The following is a 14,273-nucleotide window of genomic DNA, read 5'->3' on the forward strand; positions in this document are numbered from 1 at the left end:
TTAATCTGCATCAACCCAGATCTGGTATTTTTGACAATGTAGACATCTAAACAAATAACCACAGATAGGCCCGTCTTTGACCAAGTAGTCTTCTACCTCTTAATATTCTTCACGCGCTTCATAGTCTGCCAAGAATTGCTCAGCGATTCCCATATCCTTCAATTCTCGAGTTCCAACTGTACCCAAGTAAGCACAATAATCTTGGCAACAAGAAAGCCAATATTCTCCCTGCCAACTAGAGTAGCCTGGGGTCTGACAAAAAAGCAGCTGATTCTTTTCTGGATCCAATTCACCCTGCCACTCGGCATCTTGGATAAATTCTGCATCGAATTTTTTAGCTGCTTGACCGTTTGCAATGCAAGTTGGGCAGAGATGTTCTATCTCTTCAATACTGTAGGGTCTAAGAGCATAATAAACATTACTTTCTTTCCCAAAAGATGGACAAACCTTAGCTTCTCCTTCAACAAATGAACCTGTAGCCAACGGATCTGGATGATAGATAAAATGCGGCAAAGACTGTAATAACTTCTGCCTAAACTTTTTCTCCTCTTTTTTTAGAGGACGAGGAAGGGCAAAACGATTGCCATGACTCTGACTCATTTCTTGTAAACGGCTCAGTTTCTTTATCTGTTTTCGATCAGGTTTGTCTAAGATTTCGGTAAATAAGATATAGGCACTAGTGTAGAGACCCAATTGTTCATAGAGGTCAACTAAGACTTTCTTAGCTTCTAAATCATCAGACTTAGCTAATTCATCAGCCAAATCATATAGTTCCGCAACACTGGAAGGATTTCCATCTTTAGCATGGTATTCCCTTGTCCTGGTGATATATTCTTGTAAATATGGATTCATCTGACCACCTTCCTAATGGATGACATAAAATCTTAACAAATGGTAACAAGGACAATACCATTTAAGCCTAACATTGCTTTATATAAATCTTTTAAATCTTTCATTTCATCACCTGATTTTAACCTCTTATTGTCAGACAGTTAGTAAATTTCATACACAAGCTCTCTATCAGCTTGAAAATATTTGTCGAATTTCACTAAAAGATAAAGGGCTCCAGCTGGAGAGACACCGGCATCATAACCTAGAGCAAATTCGCCATAAGAACCACTTTTATCCAAGATTAACTCCCTTAATTCCAGTTCTGTAACTGCTTTATCAGGCCAATTATCATGGATAACCTTTTGAGCTTTTTTATCAAGGTGTTCCAAGTTTCTATATAAACTAGTCATCAAATCATCTGATAATAAGACTAAATCCTGTTCACAGTAACCTGTAAAATAAATATTTATGTCTTTATTTAGATATCTCCCTAGAAAATAGATCCCCGAATCATGTTTTTCCCAGTTTATTCCCTTCCATAATGCCAATAAATCTTCTTTGTTCATTTATTACCTCAAGCAGTTTTATTCTTTTAGGAATGTTTAATAAACTTTCTAACAAATAGTAACTAAGACATTTCCATTGAGCTCCAAAATCTTTTTGTAAAACTCTTTCATATTTACAAAGCAGGTTAAAATGTCATCCTTGATTTCTTCCTCTTCCTCAAGATAATCCCAAATATCAGGATACAAGTCGGCCTTCTTACAAGCTTCCATACTAAAGTTAGCCATAGCACTGTCCATGTCAAATTCTTCTAAAGCTTGACTGATAGCCGCAATTCTCGATTTTTCAGTATAGGCGATATATTCAGATACATCCTCTAGAGGAGTCACCCCTAAAACAGCTTCTCTCAAGGGATTGTCGTCCAAAAATTCTGAACTACTAAATCCTGTCATGACAAAGAGAAGAGCATCCCACATTTTGTCAATATCTATTAAGATATCATGACTATCAGCGGAATCCTTAGAAAAATCTAATAAGTCATCTTCTTGATTGGAAAGACTTTTTATTTGTTCTAATTCATTGTCTGATAAATATTGATAATTGGCAATCATTCCCATGTTTTTTCTCCTTTGAATCTTGTAGGATAATACTGATGTTTTTAGCTCTATTTCTATAGAAAATGCTATAATGGTGCTAAGAAATTGTTTTATTAAATGTTAAATAGGGGGAAATAGTCATGTTCACTAGTATTGTTTTGGCTTTTTATGCTCTTTTCTTTCTATCCTTGTCCTTTACTATCTATCTCTATATCAGACTTGTAGTTGCGGTTAAAAAAGGCAAAGACATTCCCAAATGGATTTATAAACTTGGCCATGCTGTTCAAGGAAGAATTCACGTTGACTATGAAGAAATCACTGATGCTAATGCCATTAAAGAGATTCATTGGTTCTTGCTAATCTATCTAATCGTAAATCTACTGGTATTGGCTGTCTTCTACTATCATGGTAATAGCTTTCCTCAAGCCATTTATGAATGTTTGAAAAAACAATTTTTCATCGTACTTGTTAGTATGGTTTTAAAAAGTCTTGGTAAATTTGTTGTACTGGCTATAAGAAAAAACTTTCATAACAGTCATGTCTATGCATCAACCAACGCTTTTGTCGGGACAGCTTTTTTAACGAGTTATGTTTTTATGTTTTGCATGATGATGAGTGGCCTTCCAGCTCAACCTGTTCCAGTAACCATTCAAGATACCACTGTTATTATCGGTGAGAGCAAGGCTTCCGTTCTTTTGGACCAAGGCTTTAGCTTTGAAGATAAAAGTCCAGAGACTTCCATCACAAATCCCAAGAACGACCACTTCTACTATGGTAAACTTCTCGAAGTCAAGCGGGATAATCAGTCCTTTGGCTTTATGAGCCTCACTCCCACAGGTAAAGATACTGATCAGCTCAAAAACTGTGTCATCACCTATTACAGAACACCTAATGATAGCAAGCAACTAGAAAAAATTTCCATCAATCATGTCAAGCTAGCAAATCTCAAGCTCCAAGATTTTCAAACACGAAAAATAATCGATATTTTTGAAGTCAATCCAGCTGATTATAGTGTCTCTGACACCGATGCCAACTTTATCCTAACCATCCAAACAGCAGATTACGACCTCTGGAAAAGATATCGGATTGAAGCCAAGTTCAATTCAGATGGTTCCCTAGATAGTTATGGTGTCAGGGCCCAGCATAGTCAATGGGAATGATTGACCATTTCCCCTTTTATCACATAAGCGTTAAACTGGAAAAATATCTTCGACAAGTTTATAGGTTTCGATGAATCTAAGGCCAGAGGAACCTTTATCTCTAGTGATTTCTTCATAAATATCTTCTAAATTTTGGGCAGGTGCTAGCATCCAAAGACTAAAAGGTCTAAGCTTCACCTGTCCAATTTTTTCAATATTTTCTAATAATTGCCCTAGATCTTTGTGATTGAACCAGCAGTCTGTAACGAGAGCAAACTTTGTATTGTCCATCTTACAGGAGATTTGACTGGTCAAAAAATCATCGATTGTGGGCTTTTTTGTCTGTATGAGGCGCGTGCAAGCCAGATGATACTCAAGCTTTCTAGGACTCTGCTCAACCATAGATACAAAGACAAGACCATATTCATTTTGGAACTTAACAGCAAGGATGTCTCCTTCTACAAAATAAGGTTTACGTTTAGTTTTGGCTTTAGGGACCTTTAGAGGTCTATGATTTTCAGTTTGCAACTGGATAGCAAGTTTATCCAAGACCTTTTGCCTTTGTTTTAAAGCCTTTGGATCTATTTCCAACCAAAATGGATTAGCCCCTTTTTTGATAAGCTCCAAGGTTTTATCTCTGATGTCGTCTGTCAGGTGACCAATCTTCCACAGTGAGTAGGCAAGAGCTGTCCAATAAATTTCTGTAAAAAAGTCTGTTTGACAGTAATCTTTTTCCGCATCGAGAATATCCTTGATGATATTGGCTACATGTTCACCGTCTCTATAGCGACCAACTACCTCATTGTAAATGTCATAACCTTGATCACTGTCAATGATTTTAACGCCATCAATAGCCATTCTCAACTCCTAATGCTCAATCGAAATCTTATCGATAACTCTCAAAACTTATTTAATCTTATGCTTGTTCATTTTCTCTTGGAAAATATCTGTAAGAATTTGTCGCAATTCTTGAGCTTCCTTTTCAGGAAGTTGTCCTTCTTGTTCAGCTACAGCATACAAGTCTGGATACTCGAGCGAGATTCTCTTAACAGTACGTGTAATGGCATGTTTTCTAACAAAAAATGGAATTCGTTTAATCATATCCTGAGGAATTAAGGCGATAATCTTATCGGCAGTCTCCTTATCATTAAGCTTAGAGAATGTTAGTCCCTTTTTAATCATCTCTTGTTCTTTTTCTGTAAAATCTTTAATATCCATTGTGTCTCCTTATGACTATTTTATTCACTACTATTATACTATTTTTTTAATTGGTCGAATGAATAATCTCTATAAATACTCTCATTCCCAAGAACTGAATCTATCGTAACAGGTAGTTTTTTCAGCAACTCTTGGATATCAATATGATTGGGAAGTGGATTCAATTCTCCCAGACTATTTTCTTGAAGATGTGCTGCAAAGATAAACTCTCCATTTTCCCAATCCATAGCACAATAGTTGATAACATCTACTGGCGACAGGTCCAGCAGTTCTTGCTCTTGCGCTATAAAAGTTTCGTAGATCGGCTCAAAAATAGCTTCCTTATCAATTTTTACAACTCTTAATGTATGTTCATCCATGCTTGCTGTCCTCTAATCATATCAATTTAACTATCATTCGGTTGGTAACTTCTTATCCCACTTTTTAGGCAAATCATCCTATTTTTAGACTTGAACCCACTTATCATTGTCCATAATAAATGGCTTAGCTAGACCTTCACCTGTATAGTTTTCGTATTTTGTATCTAGATATTTGTAACAATCTTCCTTGGTCGCAAATTTGATGGCTTGATAAGGCTCTTCAAAAGTTAACTTTTCGACAAAGAGGTAGCCGTCCTCGCTTGGTACAAGTATGCCGACATGGCCGATAAAGAGAGATTGACCATCTAAGTCATCATGGACAACTACGGAGAGCATTATTGCATTCTCATTAAACTTAAATTGAGAGAGGAATTGTTCCATCTTTGCTGCATGAACCTTAACATCAGTCGTTGCTTCGGTCTTGACTCTTGAGAATAAAATATCAAAAGCATCCTTGTCTTCTGCAGCGAAGACCTTTCCTTTGTCAATGGCATCATTATCGACAAACAAGAGGGAATCATCTTTCTCTAATTTAGGAATTTCGATAGAATTTTTTAATAAACAATAACTGTTAATACGACAGTTGGTACCGACAAAATCACCCTTTTTAGGCGTCCAAAGATTGCTTATCTTTTCAACATCATAGTCTGTTTTGGTAAATGTAGAAAAATCTCCAGTTAAGCCTACTGAACCGACAGTCGCGTTGTAATCATTTACAAGGTTGAAAAATGCATCGACACTATCTTTATCCAAATGTGCAGCCAAGGCTTTCCGAACTTCTTCTGCACTTTCCTTGCTATTGAGATTGCTATAGGTTCCTTTGTGGCTTTCTTTATCTGAGCTAACCAACTTAGTTTTTGAACTATTCAGTTGTTCCATAGATTGGTTTTGGTTTGTACCACAGGCAACTAAAGTAAAGATAGCTAAACCACAGCAGCTCATTAATCTAATTTTTTTAGATACTTTCATAAAATGTTTCCTTTTTAACTAAGATTTTTCAAGTCGATTAGCTTCTCCTATATTATAGTTCAAATTTATTTTAAGTCCAAGCATTTTGCTAAGTAAAGTAATTTTAAATCATTAAAAAGGAAGCTGGCACACAGCACGCTCCCTAATAATTGAAATATCTATGAGATATTTAATTTTAATCACCTTTTAGCTGTACCTGTGTATGAGCTATAAGGTCACCTAGATGTCGCTTATCTTTCCTGAAAACCATCATTGCTAGTAGGGCAACTGCGAGGAGAGTAGCTAATAACGAGAGGATAATAGATAAGAAATCAAACTCACTATAGAAACCATGTATCGTTCCCATATGACCTATTTGCCAAGGTAAAAATTTAATGGTGTTTCTAAGCAAGCTAGCTTGCACTGTTTTTTTCTTGTAAACCAATTGAAGTCCTGCTTTCGCCTTCCCAAAACTCCCATTTTTTGTATAATCTAAGAATGTAAAAATTAGAGTGATTGGCAAAACAGAGGTAAAAAATACAAGCCACTGTGACTGAATTTCTGTAAACTCTGGGATACCATTAAAAAATATGATGTAAATAAGCATAGAAACTATAAACAGAAAAACTAAATAAGCTAGTATAAAAAGATAATCAAATAGTAATTCAATCATTCTTTTTTTAAACGAAATAGGATTAATTGCTAACATCTTCATCACCGTCTCCTCCTTTATTATCTACTATTCTTTTCAAAAGTTTCTTATTCTTTCGGTTGTGAATAGACTTCGATATGCTGACCTAGTACCTTGATTTCTACTGGTAAATTATCGGATTTGTCACCATCAACATCTGTTTCTAATTCACTATCTGAAGAGATTTTGATGTGACGAGCTTTAATGTACTCGATGTGATCATTTTCTACGACGTCCCCTTTTAATAAGTCTGGGATAACTGACAATTTAGTAAGAAGAGATGCATCTTTTAAAATCAAAATATTGGCATAACCATCCTTGTCTTCATCAAAGATTTTTTTGTCAGCGAAATAATTGGTTAGGAGAACCAAAACATGACTGGCTGGGCCGATGTAGTTTCCATTTTCTGTTTCAACTTGAATGTTAAATGCTTGATTTGTCACGACAGACTTCATAGTATTAATTGCATAGGCAAGCATACCAAACTTTGTTTTATCTTCAATCCCAACATTATGGATGGCTTCTGGTAATGACCCAATACTAAAGATATAACCGAAATAGTTTCCATTTGATTTTCCGATATCAATCTTGTTGGTAGAACTGAAGTCAAGTTCGTCAATGGCACCGTCAATATCTTGATTGATTTCTAATAGTTTTGTGATAAGATTCCCTGTCCCTCCTGGAATAATCGCAAGTTTAGGAATATAGTCTTTCTCAGCGATGCCAGAGATAACCTCATTAACAGTACCATCTCCACCAAAAACCAGGACTGCATCATAGTGCTCTCGTGAAGCTTCTGCGGCAAAATATGTTGCATCTTGCGCTTTTTCCGTAATCTTCATTTCCACATGTTCAAAGTAGTCTCTAGCTTTATTTTCTAGCTTCACCTTATAATCTAAGGCTTTTTCGCCTCCAGATGTTGGATTGATGATTACCATTATTTTATTCATTTATAATTCTCCTGTTATTAGATTTCCTTACTTTAACTAGCTTTCTTAAGTTTCTTCAAGATACATTTTGACTGATAGGTATTCCTGATCTTTTGCATAGGCAAATACTTCTGAATTTCTAATGTAGTCAAAAATATTTTCCTCTAAATCTTCATCCCAGGTCGATTCACTAAAGATTTGATTGTCTTGACTTGCTTCATAGAAAATATCAAGGTGAACTTGATAAAACTCTTCATCTTCATTTGGAGCTTGCCTTACTAAGGATAGTTGAAACAATGGCTTATCAGATACATTAGTAAATGTCCCTACTTCAAACAAAATCATCTCATCCTCAATAGGCTCACGACACAAGTCTTCAAAGATTGCTACCATTTCCTCTAAGGGCATCTTATTGGTGATTCTTTCTCTTAAAAATTCAAGTGATTGCTTCATATTGCTCCTCTTTCTACATGTTTACCATCAGAAACTGACTAAAAATTAAAAGTAACCTATAACTCTAATAATCTCTATAAAGTAGTATATACCTATCGCGATAGCTATCATAATTGCTAGAACAACTAACCCAATGATCATCCTTGCCCAGATATGCCTTTGTGCCTGTTCAATGACAAAAGCACTAAGAGACGCGAACTATAATCCAAAAGCTAGAAAGATAGATATGGCCCAAACAAACGGAATAGCTGTCATCCAAGGGTAGGGAAATGGTTGGCCAACTGGATGATTTTCTAGAATAAAATAAGTAATAATCGCAACTAGATACAAAAAAATATTCACGATATATAAATATTTAAAAACCTGACGTCTATGAAAGAATACCATCAATCCTAAGACGAAAATCATGATAAGGGGGATGAAAAAACGCCCCCAAATATAACTGTCATTAAACATATCTAACTCCTATATCTTATGCAAAATCACTTTCCACTACCAATGCGGCAATTTGCTAATCTGGTCTCCCTTATTCCTGATGATTCCAAAGATATTTTTCTGAATGACACCAGCCAGAAATATAGTCTAGCATTTCTGCAAACCACAATTTTATCATTCCATCTTGTAAGCTGTCATAGTATGTAAAAAATCTCTCATAAACTTGTGTCTCCTTCATACCTAGATGATGGATTTTCCTTAAAAGATCATACCCTAACTCCGCATATTCTTGATAATTTTCAGCTGTAACCTGATTCGAATATTCGATTATTTGAAGAAATAAGCTCTCAAATTCAGTCAACTTTCTCACCTCTGATCTAGCTTTTGACTCCATAAAATAACTAATCTTAACTTGGAAAAATCCTATTAAAAAATAGAATTCCTATACTTTTATTATACTACATTAACAGAAAAAAAGACTGAGCCAGACGGTTTTCACCTTGGTTTCAGTCTAGTTTTTTTTTAATCGGTCTTGCCTCTGTAAAGTCGTCTATCCCAAAATTAATTCCCTGTAAAAGGGTTAATAAATACATATGCTAGGAAGCTATGGAAATCATAAAATCTCCTAAGAACTAACCTGGCTCATCTTTTAATCTAACTTGATAGTTTCAGATAGGATAATTGCCCCAGTACCACTGACATCGAAAAATCCCACATCATGTTTTAAGGCTAACATGAGCATTGTATTATAGGCTGTTTCTGCTTGTGACCATGCAAATCCTGCATAGATAAGATTCTTACCAATACTATAGTCAGTAAAACGACTTTCCAGCTCTTGGTCATTCTCTAATGCATCATCCATATCAAAGTCACCATTCATAGGAGGAAATAGTTTTATCATGTCCAGAAACCAACTTTTTAGTTTGCTTGAACTAACTTCAATTGAATCATAATCGTGGTCTTCCTTCCACTCCACTTGCTCCTCATACCATTCTAAAAATTCAGCTTTACTAGCTGGTGCGATTGATTTCTCAAATACTACTAAATCATAAGACATAGCTATACCTTTCTCTTTTATTATCATTACGCATATTTTCTCAATATCCTATACAGCTTCTCTCAGCTATGCAAACTTTCAATCATGACTAAAACTAGAGATTGGGGATTGATTTCAAAGCCATCAGCAGTAATTCTGTCATTAAAATACTTGACCGCTTGATCATGATCAAGAAAGCGATTACTACTAAGATACTGTTCAATCTCATCCAAGAGAAAAGCACTTTCTTTTAAAGATTTATCTTCAAAACCATTCGAATAATGGATGCTCTTCATCATTCGTTTGAGCTTAGTTTTAGGATAGCATTCTTTAAGTTTATCCCTTAAAGAAAGAACAAGATCCTCAAAGGATGGACTATCTATATCATCCTCTAACAAACCTGATATTATATTCTTTTCGTACATATCTTCGATTAGTTCTTTCAAAGCCTGTTTCAGGACAAGATTGCTTTCTTCAGAATCTGGTGTCATATAAAATTCTTTATCCATTATCTTTCTCACTAAATATATTAAAAATTATGATTTCCCACAAAAATATTTCAGTAAACTTTTTAAAAGCGAGCATTTTCAATTTTCATCTCACATTCATTAGAAATTTTCGTGAGCGACTTCTTCAAGATAGTCATCAAGATGATCGTAAATTTGTATATCTTCTTCTGAACTATCTTGTAAAACTGCAAATACCTTCACTTTCTCATCATTGACAAAGACGAAATTATGTTCACCAAAATAAGCCTGATAACCCTTGTCAACTAAGGTCCAAAGTTCATCTTTTTTTAAACCAAAAATATCTTTTTTTACAAGATAGGTTTTCGCGATTTCCATTTTCATGATAGATATTTCTCCTTAAGAAGCTAGATAGTGCTAGATGTTTCTCTTTACTGATCAATCCGTCTACTCAAGCAGTGGCATACACTCACAAAGAACTTTGGTTAACTATTAAATATCTTCAAGCGCTTCTTCCACATATCCCTCTACATCTTCAATCTCTGCAAATAGCGGATCTAAGTGACACAAGAAGTGCCAATCTTCGGTGCTGCGTTTTCTGTAGAGAATCGCTTCGCCGTCTTCACTTCCAAAAAAGCTTCTATCGACTTCGTACCCTTTGCTTTCTAAGAATGCTTTTGCCTTACGGAAGTTTGCTTCTCGTGCTTCGACATAATTTTTTAATTCATCGTTGTTAACGACATAGGCATCGATTTTTGTAGCGCCTTCAATCATTTTATCGTTTTTAACCGATAGATTCGAAATCTCTTTCCAAATAATATCCACATTTTCCTCAGGATTAAACGAAAATCTAGATAAAGGGACAATATTTCCATTGAAGACAATTTCCGTATAATCCGGCAATTGTTTAGGATTTACATACTCCACTTCAAACCCATCTTCTGTTTCTAAAGTATATCCCGGGATTTGCGCTACAAAGGCTCTTCCCTCTTCTAAAGAATCAAACGCGACTAAATCTTTTGAATAATCATTTTGGTACAATTCCAATATAATCATCTATCATCCTCTAATCTTAACTGTTTCTATTAATTCTCATCATTTTTACGTTATTACTATCTCAGCCTGTGGTACTTCTGTTGAAAAATAAAAGTAAGACATTAAATTTGTTAATCTCCTACTTAAACTTTAATTCAAGTATTTTATTATAACCTTCATAAAAACGTTCTCTTGTTACCACTTCACCTGGATATTTCTCTTCTAGAAGTTCATAAATTTCAACTGGTCTAATCCCTTCTTCCGCCATATCTTGAAGGAATGGACTGCAGAGTCTTATCTCACCTTTACTCGATTGTTTTAATAAAACTCCATATATAAGAATCTTAGTTAATAGATTATAGGTACTCTTTTTCATAACATTTATCTCCCCCCACAAATTCGGATTGATTGGCAAGCCTACTTAACAAAATGATGCTGCTCATAGCTTGACTTAATTTTAGAAAAGAGGCCAGTAACAAACTTAAGCCCAGCCTCTTAGATAATCATTTTTCTTTGTAGCAAATAATGTATGCTTTGATGAAATCACTACCCACGACAATGGTTAACGGAACACTCAAAACCACTTCATCAGTTTTGCCATTCTCATACTCTTGTCTTTCTTCAGGAGAATATAGGTACATAGCTATTGAATAGGTGTTCCCAGCCTCCAAGTCAAGAGCCATACTGATATTTTCTGATTTGATATTGATTGTTTTGTTCAATCGAGTCTCAGTCGTTTTATAAACGCCCTCGATTGTATATCTTCCTGGAACTAAAGCAACTACCTTTTCTAGATTTTCTCCAGTTATTGGATTAAAGTCAGCAAGATTCCGTCCATTAATTTTAGTTTTTAAACAGTATAAATGAACAATAGCTTTATCACTATTATCACTAACAAAGCTAACAGCTTTTTTCTTTCTATTGCTATATACAATCATAAATCCAACAAAAAGCAAGAGCCAAAGGACAAGAAAAAATACAATAATATAAGTTGGGTTCATCATATATCTCCTATATTTTCTTTACTTTTTAACTACATTATAGCACCAATCATTGAACAAAGCAAAAAGATATACTAAATGCAAATAATTGTTTTGGTTCTTCTCTTTCAACTCCTTTTTGTCACCTTTAAATAGCTGTTTTCACAAGCATTTTATTTATATTAAGTAAACGAGATCACTAGAATAAATCTTTAATCAATAATTTTTATAAAGCGCTTGCTCATGACCTTACGTCATGATGTATAATATATATTAGGAGGTGAGAATGATGGCAAAATTCAGAGCAATCCCTGAAGGTTTTATGACAGTTGGGGAAGTCGCAAAGAAAATGGGAGTTACAGTCCGTACTCTACAATACTACGATAAAGAAGAATTGCTTTCTCCATCAGCAGAAAGTGAGGGAGGACGTAGACTTTATACTAATAAAGATCTAGTCATGCTTCATCAGATTATATCCTTGAAATCACTTGGTTTTTCTCTCAAGGACATAAAGGGGCGTTTGAACTCTTTGAAAACTCCAGCTGAAGTTGCAAATGCTCTTACAGAGCAAGCAGATGATATTCGCCAAAAAATAGAACAGCTTCAGGCATCATTGTCAGAAATAGAGCAGTTAAAAGTTGAAGTTTTACAAATACAGACGGTTGACTTTAAGAAGTATGCAGATATTATTGTCAATTTACAAATGAAGAATGAATCTTACTCTCTGATTAAACGTTTTGATGATGATACACTGGATCATATACGCAGTCGATTTGACAAGAAAAGCGGAGTAGACTTTATGAACAGATTTAATCGCCTAAGTGATGAGATTGTGCGACTCCAAAAAGAAAAGGTGCCCGCTGAAAGTGAACAGTGCCAACAAGTTGTACAAGAATACTGGAACTTGATCATGGAGTTTACAAATGGAGATTTGACTATGCTTCCGAAGTTGATGGAAGTCGGTAATATTGATACCGCTACTAACGCATGGGAGGAAAAGCAAAAAATCGTTAACTCATATTTAGAGCCCGCTTTGCAAGTTTATTTTTCAAGACTTGGAACCAATCCCTTTGAGGAGGTAGAACCATGAAAAACGCGATAGAGGTTTCTAGATTAAAGAAAAGTTATGGTAGCAATATGGTTCTTAGAGGTCTCGATTTTCAAATCAAACAAGGAGAAATCTTTGCTCTGCTCGGTGTGAACGGAGCTGGTAAAACAACAACGCTTGAAGCTATCGAAGGTCTGAGAAAATATGACGAAGGCACTATCGTTGTAAACGGGAAAACCGGAATTCAACTACAGTCCTCCTCTCTACCCGCCCACATCAAACCGATGGAAGCCATAAAGCTCTTTGCAAAATGGAATCAGACAAGCATTAATAATGCCATGCTGAAGGCTCTTGGAATAAAAGAAATTGAGAAATCACAATATCTGCAATTATCCACAGGACAAAAAAGAAGACTACATCTTGCTCTTGCACTTATCAGTAATCCAGATATTATTTTTCTCGATGAACCGACAGCGGGACTTGATGTTGAAGGAAGACTATCCCTCCATGAACAAATCCGAAAGCTCAAATCACAGGGCAAGACAATTGTTTTGGCAAGCCACGATATGGCCGAAGTTGAAACCTTATGTGACCGCATTGCTATTTTGAATAGTGGAAAGATTGTCTTTTGTGGTACTCCTTCAGAACTGACAGACAGGTTGGGAAGAAAATATTTCATCCATTTAAAGACCCAGGACGGAGAGAAATCTTTTGAAACAGATACGATCGAGGACACTTTGATTTCATTATTGGAAGAATGCAAACAGAAACATATCCAAATACTGGATATTAAGGTGGATCGTGGCACACTGGAGCAGCATTTCATCGAAATGGCAAGGAGGGGATCGGAATGAAAGGATTCTTATATAGCCTAGCATTACAGTGGAAATTGGACATACGAAGTAAGTCTCTCTTGGTTACTTACTATATTGTACCGCTTATTTTCTTTCTTCTCATGGGTGGTATTTTTACTTCCGTTATGCCTGAAATGGGTAGTACACTCATACAGTCAATGATTGTCATGAGTGTTTCCATGGGGGCCTTTCTCGGCTTACCGCCTTCCTTGATTGAAACATACGGAAGCGACATAAAAAAGATTTATAAAGCTAATGGTGTCCCTATTTATTTAGGATTGGTGAGCATACTTCTCTCTGCCTTTGTTCATCTGATGATGACCTGCATTGTAATCCTGCTACTGGCCCCTATTTTATTTGAAGCAAGTCTACCGAGTCAACTTTCCCTATTCTTTCTCGCACTGGGCATCTACATTTTCGTATCGTTGAGTATCGGAAGTATACTGGGCCTTACTGTAAAAAATCAAGCAAAGCTTACCATGGTAGCGCAACTTGTCTTTTTACCTTCAATTATGCTTTCGGGGATTATGTTTCCTATTAGCTTACTACCCGATTTTCTCCAAATATTAGGGCGAGTTTTCCCAGCTTATTGGGGATACAGATTGATGCTAGAGAATGATTTTAGTCTTGAAAACCTGTGGTATCTAATTCTTGTATCTTGTATTGCAGTAATGACTTGTATCCTCCTTTTGAATAAACAAAAATCTGAGTAAATACCTGAATAGTGCAACATGAATCCATGGCAACATT

Annotated in this window: 21 protein-coding genes and 1 pseudogene; 4 read left to right on the top strand and 18 right to left on the bottom strand. The window is 35.5% G+C overall.

Translation table 11 applies throughout. The features are described from left to right. The 3 genes and pseudogenes from ACXYSK_RS03070 to ACXYSK_RS03080 form a co-directional block, all read right to left on the bottom strand. Nucleotides 1-852, bottom strand: a pseudogene (locus tag ACXYSK_RS03070) (CbrC family protein). Between the two features lie 140 nt (nt 853-992). Then, a complete protein-coding gene (locus ACXYSK_RS03075) occupies nt 993-1,397 on the bottom strand; it encodes a hypothetical protein (protein WP_263393610.1) in 405 nt (134 codons plus the stop codon). Between the two features lie 48 nt (nt 1,398-1,445). Next, nucleotides 1,446-1,952, bottom strand: coding sequence for a YfbM family protein (locus tag ACXYSK_RS03080; protein WP_458624992.1), 507 nt, complete (start codon nt 1,950-1,952; stop codon nt 1,446-1,448). A 119-nt stretch (nt 1,953-2,071) separates the two neighbouring features. Here ACXYSK_RS03080 and ACXYSK_RS03085 point away from each other — a divergent pair, with 119 nt between their 5' ends. Further along, nucleotides 2,072-3,091: a hypothetical protein gene (locus ACXYSK_RS03085; RefSeq protein WP_458624993.1), complete on the top strand. Its 1,020-nt coding sequence runs from the start codon at nt 2,072-2,074 to the stop codon at nt 3,089-3,091. A gap of 30 nt (nt 3,092-3,121) precedes the next feature. On the opposite strand, the gene ACXYSK_RS03090 is transcribed toward ACXYSK_RS03085, so the two are convergent. The 15 genes from ACXYSK_RS03090 to ACXYSK_RS03160 all read right to left on the bottom strand — a co-directional run bounded on the left by ACXYSK_RS03090 (nt 3,122) and on the right by ACXYSK_RS03160 (nt 11,642). Next, nucleotides 3,122-3,928, bottom strand: a complete 807-nt coding sequence (locus tag ACXYSK_RS03090; protein WP_458624994.1) for a hypothetical protein — start codon at nt 3,926-3,928, stop codon at nt 3,122-3,124. Between the two features lie 48 nt (nt 3,929-3,976). After that, the gene (locus tag ACXYSK_RS03095) at nt 3,977-4,288 is read right to left on the bottom strand and encodes a hypothetical protein (RefSeq protein WP_458624995.1); all 312 of its coding nucleotides are present in this window, start codon (nt 4,286-4,288) and stop codon (nt 3,977-3,979) included. A 38-nt stretch (nt 4,289-4,326) separates the two neighbouring features. Beyond that, entirely contained in the window at nt 4,327-4,647 is a 321-nt protein-coding gene (locus ACXYSK_RS03100) for a hypothetical protein (protein ID WP_458624996.1), read from the bottom strand. An 84-nt stretch (nt 4,648-4,731) separates the two neighbouring features. Continuing rightward, the gene (locus ACXYSK_RS03105) at nt 4,732-5,616 is read right to left on the bottom strand and encodes a DUF4300 family protein (protein WP_458624997.1); all 885 of its coding nucleotides are present in this window, start codon (nt 5,614-5,616) and stop codon (nt 4,732-4,734) included. Between the two features lie 175 nt (nt 5,617-5,791). After that, entirely contained in the window at nt 5,792-6,310 is a 519-nt protein-coding gene (locus tag ACXYSK_RS03110) for an RDD family protein (protein ID WP_458624998.1), read from the bottom strand. A gap of 44 nt (nt 6,311-6,354) precedes the next feature. After that, nucleotides 6,355-7,236 (bottom strand): diacylglycerol/lipid kinase family protein, encoded by an 882-nt coding sequence (locus ACXYSK_RS03115; protein ID WP_458624999.1) that lies wholly within the window; start codon nt 7,234-7,236, stop codon nt 6,355-6,357. 45 nt (nt 7,237-7,281) lie between these two features. Further along, complete coding sequence (locus tag ACXYSK_RS03120; protein WP_458625000.1) at nt 7,282-7,668, bottom strand: hypothetical protein; 387 nt, start codon at nt 7,666-7,668, stop codon at nt 7,282-7,284. A gap of 198 nt (nt 7,669-7,866) precedes the next feature. After that, nucleotides 7,867-8,124: a hypothetical protein gene (locus ACXYSK_RS03125; protein ID WP_458625001.1), complete on the bottom strand. Its 258-nt coding sequence runs from the start codon at nt 8,122-8,124 to the stop codon at nt 7,867-7,869. A gap of 70 nt (nt 8,125-8,194) precedes the next feature. Continuing rightward, on the bottom strand, nt 8,195-8,464 hold the full coding sequence (locus ACXYSK_RS03130; RefSeq protein WP_458625002.1) for a hypothetical protein: 270 nt from the start codon (nt 8,462-8,464) through the stop codon (nt 8,195-8,197). A gap of 288 nt (nt 8,465-8,752) precedes the next feature. Next, complete coding sequence (locus tag ACXYSK_RS03135; RefSeq protein ID WP_075230100.1) at nt 8,753-9,160, bottom strand: hypothetical protein; 408 nt, start codon at nt 9,158-9,160, stop codon at nt 8,753-8,755. Nucleotides 9,161-9,222: 62 nt separating this feature from the next. Further along, nucleotides 9,223-9,648: a hypothetical protein gene (locus ACXYSK_RS03140; protein ID WP_458625003.1), complete on the bottom strand. Its 426-nt coding sequence runs from the start codon at nt 9,646-9,648 to the stop codon at nt 9,223-9,225. 99 nt (nt 9,649-9,747) lie between these two features. Continuing rightward, complete coding sequence (locus ACXYSK_RS03145; protein WP_458625004.1) at nt 9,748-9,990, bottom strand: phosphohydrolase; 243 nt, start codon at nt 9,988-9,990, stop codon at nt 9,748-9,750. A 108-nt stretch (nt 9,991-10,098) separates the two neighbouring features. After that, the gene (locus ACXYSK_RS03150; protein ID WP_458625005.1) at nt 10,099-10,662 is read right to left on the bottom strand and encodes a hypothetical protein; all 564 of its coding nucleotides are present in this window, start codon (nt 10,660-10,662) and stop codon (nt 10,099-10,101) included. Between the two features lie 118 nt (nt 10,663-10,780). Beyond that, on the bottom strand, nt 10,781-11,017 hold the full coding sequence (locus tag ACXYSK_RS03155; protein ID WP_458625006.1) for a hypothetical protein: 237 nt from the start codon (nt 11,015-11,017) through the stop codon (nt 10,781-10,783). A 127-nt stretch (nt 11,018-11,144) separates the two neighbouring features. Continuing rightward, the gene (locus ACXYSK_RS03160) at nt 11,145-11,642 is read right to left on the bottom strand and encodes a hypothetical protein (RefSeq protein ID WP_458625007.1); all 498 of its coding nucleotides are present in this window, start codon (nt 11,640-11,642) and stop codon (nt 11,145-11,147) included. A gap of 268 nt (nt 11,643-11,910) precedes the next feature. On the opposite strand from ACXYSK_RS03160, the gene ACXYSK_RS03165 reads away from it, so the two are divergent. Genes ACXYSK_RS03165 through ACXYSK_RS03175 form a run of 3 tightly spaced genes read left to right on the top strand, consistent with a single transcriptional unit; the run spans nt 11,911 to nt 14,236 of the window. Next, the gene (locus ACXYSK_RS03165; RefSeq protein ID WP_458625008.1) at nt 11,911-12,711 is read left to right on the top strand and encodes a MerR family transcriptional regulator; all 801 of its coding nucleotides are present in this window, start codon (nt 11,911-11,913) and stop codon (nt 12,709-12,711) included. Continuing rightward, complete coding sequence (locus ACXYSK_RS03170) at nt 12,708-13,523, top strand: ABC transporter ATP-binding protein (RefSeq protein WP_458625009.1); 816 nt, start codon at nt 12,708-12,710, stop codon at nt 13,521-13,523. The genes ACXYSK_RS03165 and ACXYSK_RS03170 overlap by 4 nt, the downstream gene beginning before the upstream one ends. Then, nucleotides 13,520-14,236 carry an ABC transporter permease gene (locus ACXYSK_RS03175; RefSeq protein ID WP_458625010.1) on the top strand — a complete coding sequence of 239 codons (717 nt, stop codon included), beginning with the start codon at nt 13,520-13,522 and terminating at the stop codon, nt 14,234-14,236. Before ACXYSK_RS03170 ends, ACXYSK_RS03175 begins: the two co-directional genes overlap by 4 nt. The last annotated feature ends 37 nt before the right edge of the window (nt 14,237-14,273 follow it).

This window comes from Streptococcus sp. V919 (genome assembly GCF_054353475.1).

What these genes read in the sequence shown, in the direction of transcription:
- ACXYSK_RS03150 (WP_458625005.1), bottom strand. Translation starts at nt 10,662, where the DNA reads ATGATTATATTGGAATTGTACCAAAATGATTATTCAAAAGATTTAGTC.
- ACXYSK_RS03145 (WP_458625004.1), bottom strand. Translation starts at nt 9,990, where the DNA reads ATGAAAATGGAAATCGCGAAAACCTATCTTGTAAAAAAAGATATTTTT.
- ACXYSK_RS03140 (WP_458625003.1), bottom strand. Translation starts at nt 9,648, where the DNA reads ATGGATAAAGAATTTTATATGACACCAGATTCTGAAGAAAGCAATCTT.
- ACXYSK_RS03170 (WP_458625009.1), top strand. Translation starts at nt 12,708, where the DNA reads ATGAAAAACGCGATAGAGGTTTCTAGATTAAAGAAAAGTTATGGTAGC.
- ACXYSK_RS03095 (WP_458624995.1), bottom strand. Translation starts at nt 4,288, where the DNA reads ATGGATATTAAAGATTTTACAGAAAAAGAACAAGAGATGATTAAAAAG.
- ACXYSK_RS03155 (WP_458625006.1), bottom strand. Translation starts at nt 11,017, where the DNA reads ATGAAAAAGAGTACCTATAATCTATTAACTAAGATTCTTATATATGGA.
- ACXYSK_RS03125 (WP_458625001.1), bottom strand. Translation starts at nt 8,124, where the DNA reads ATGTTTAATGACAGTTATATTTGGGGGCGTTTTTTCATCCCCCTTATC.
- ACXYSK_RS03135 (WP_075230100.1), bottom strand. Translation starts at nt 9,160, where the DNA reads ATGTCTTATGATTTAGTAGTATTTGAGAAATCAATCGCACCAGCTAGT.
- ACXYSK_RS03080 (WP_458624992.1), bottom strand. Translation starts at nt 1,952, where the DNA reads ATGGGAATGATTGCCAATTATCAATATTTATCAGACAATGAATTAGAA.
- ACXYSK_RS03090 (WP_458624994.1), bottom strand. Translation starts at nt 3,928, where the DNA reads ATGGCTATTGATGGCGTTAAAATCATTGACAGTGATCAAGGTTATGAC.
- ACXYSK_RS03165 (WP_458625008.1), top strand. Translation starts at nt 11,911, where the DNA reads ATGGCAAAATTCAGAGCAATCCCTGAAGGTTTTATGACAGTTGGGGAA.
- ACXYSK_RS03075 (WP_263393610.1), bottom strand. Translation starts at nt 1,397, where the DNA reads ATGAACAAAGAAGATTTATTGGCATTATGGAAGGGAATAAACTGGGAA.
- ACXYSK_RS03175 (WP_458625010.1), top strand. Translation starts at nt 13,520, where the DNA reads ATGAAAGGATTCTTATATAGCCTAGCATTACAGTGGAAATTGGACATA.
- ACXYSK_RS03100 (WP_458624996.1), bottom strand. Translation starts at nt 4,647, where the DNA reads ATGGATGAACATACATTAAGAGTTGTAAAAATTGATAAGGAAGCTATT.
- ACXYSK_RS03160 (WP_458625007.1), bottom strand. Translation starts at nt 11,642, where the DNA reads ATGAACCCAACTTATATTATTGTATTTTTTCTTGTCCTTTGGCTCTTG.
- ACXYSK_RS03085 (WP_458624993.1), top strand. Translation starts at nt 2,072, where the DNA reads ATGTTCACTAGTATTGTTTTGGCTTTTTATGCTCTTTTCTTTCTATCC.
- ACXYSK_RS03105 (WP_458624997.1), bottom strand. Translation starts at nt 5,616, where the DNA reads ATGAAAGTATCTAAAAAAATTAGATTAATGAGCTGCTGTGGTTTAGCT.
- ACXYSK_RS03120 (WP_458625000.1), bottom strand. Translation starts at nt 7,668, where the DNA reads ATGAAGCAATCACTTGAATTTTTAAGAGAAAGAATCACCAATAAGATG.
- ACXYSK_RS03115 (WP_458624999.1), bottom strand. Translation starts at nt 7,236, where the DNA reads ATGAATAAAATAATGGTAATCATCAATCCAACATCTGGAGGCGAAAAA.
- ACXYSK_RS03110 (WP_458624998.1), bottom strand. Translation starts at nt 6,310, where the DNA reads ATGAAGATGTTAGCAATTAATCCTATTTCGTTTAAAAAAAGAATGATT.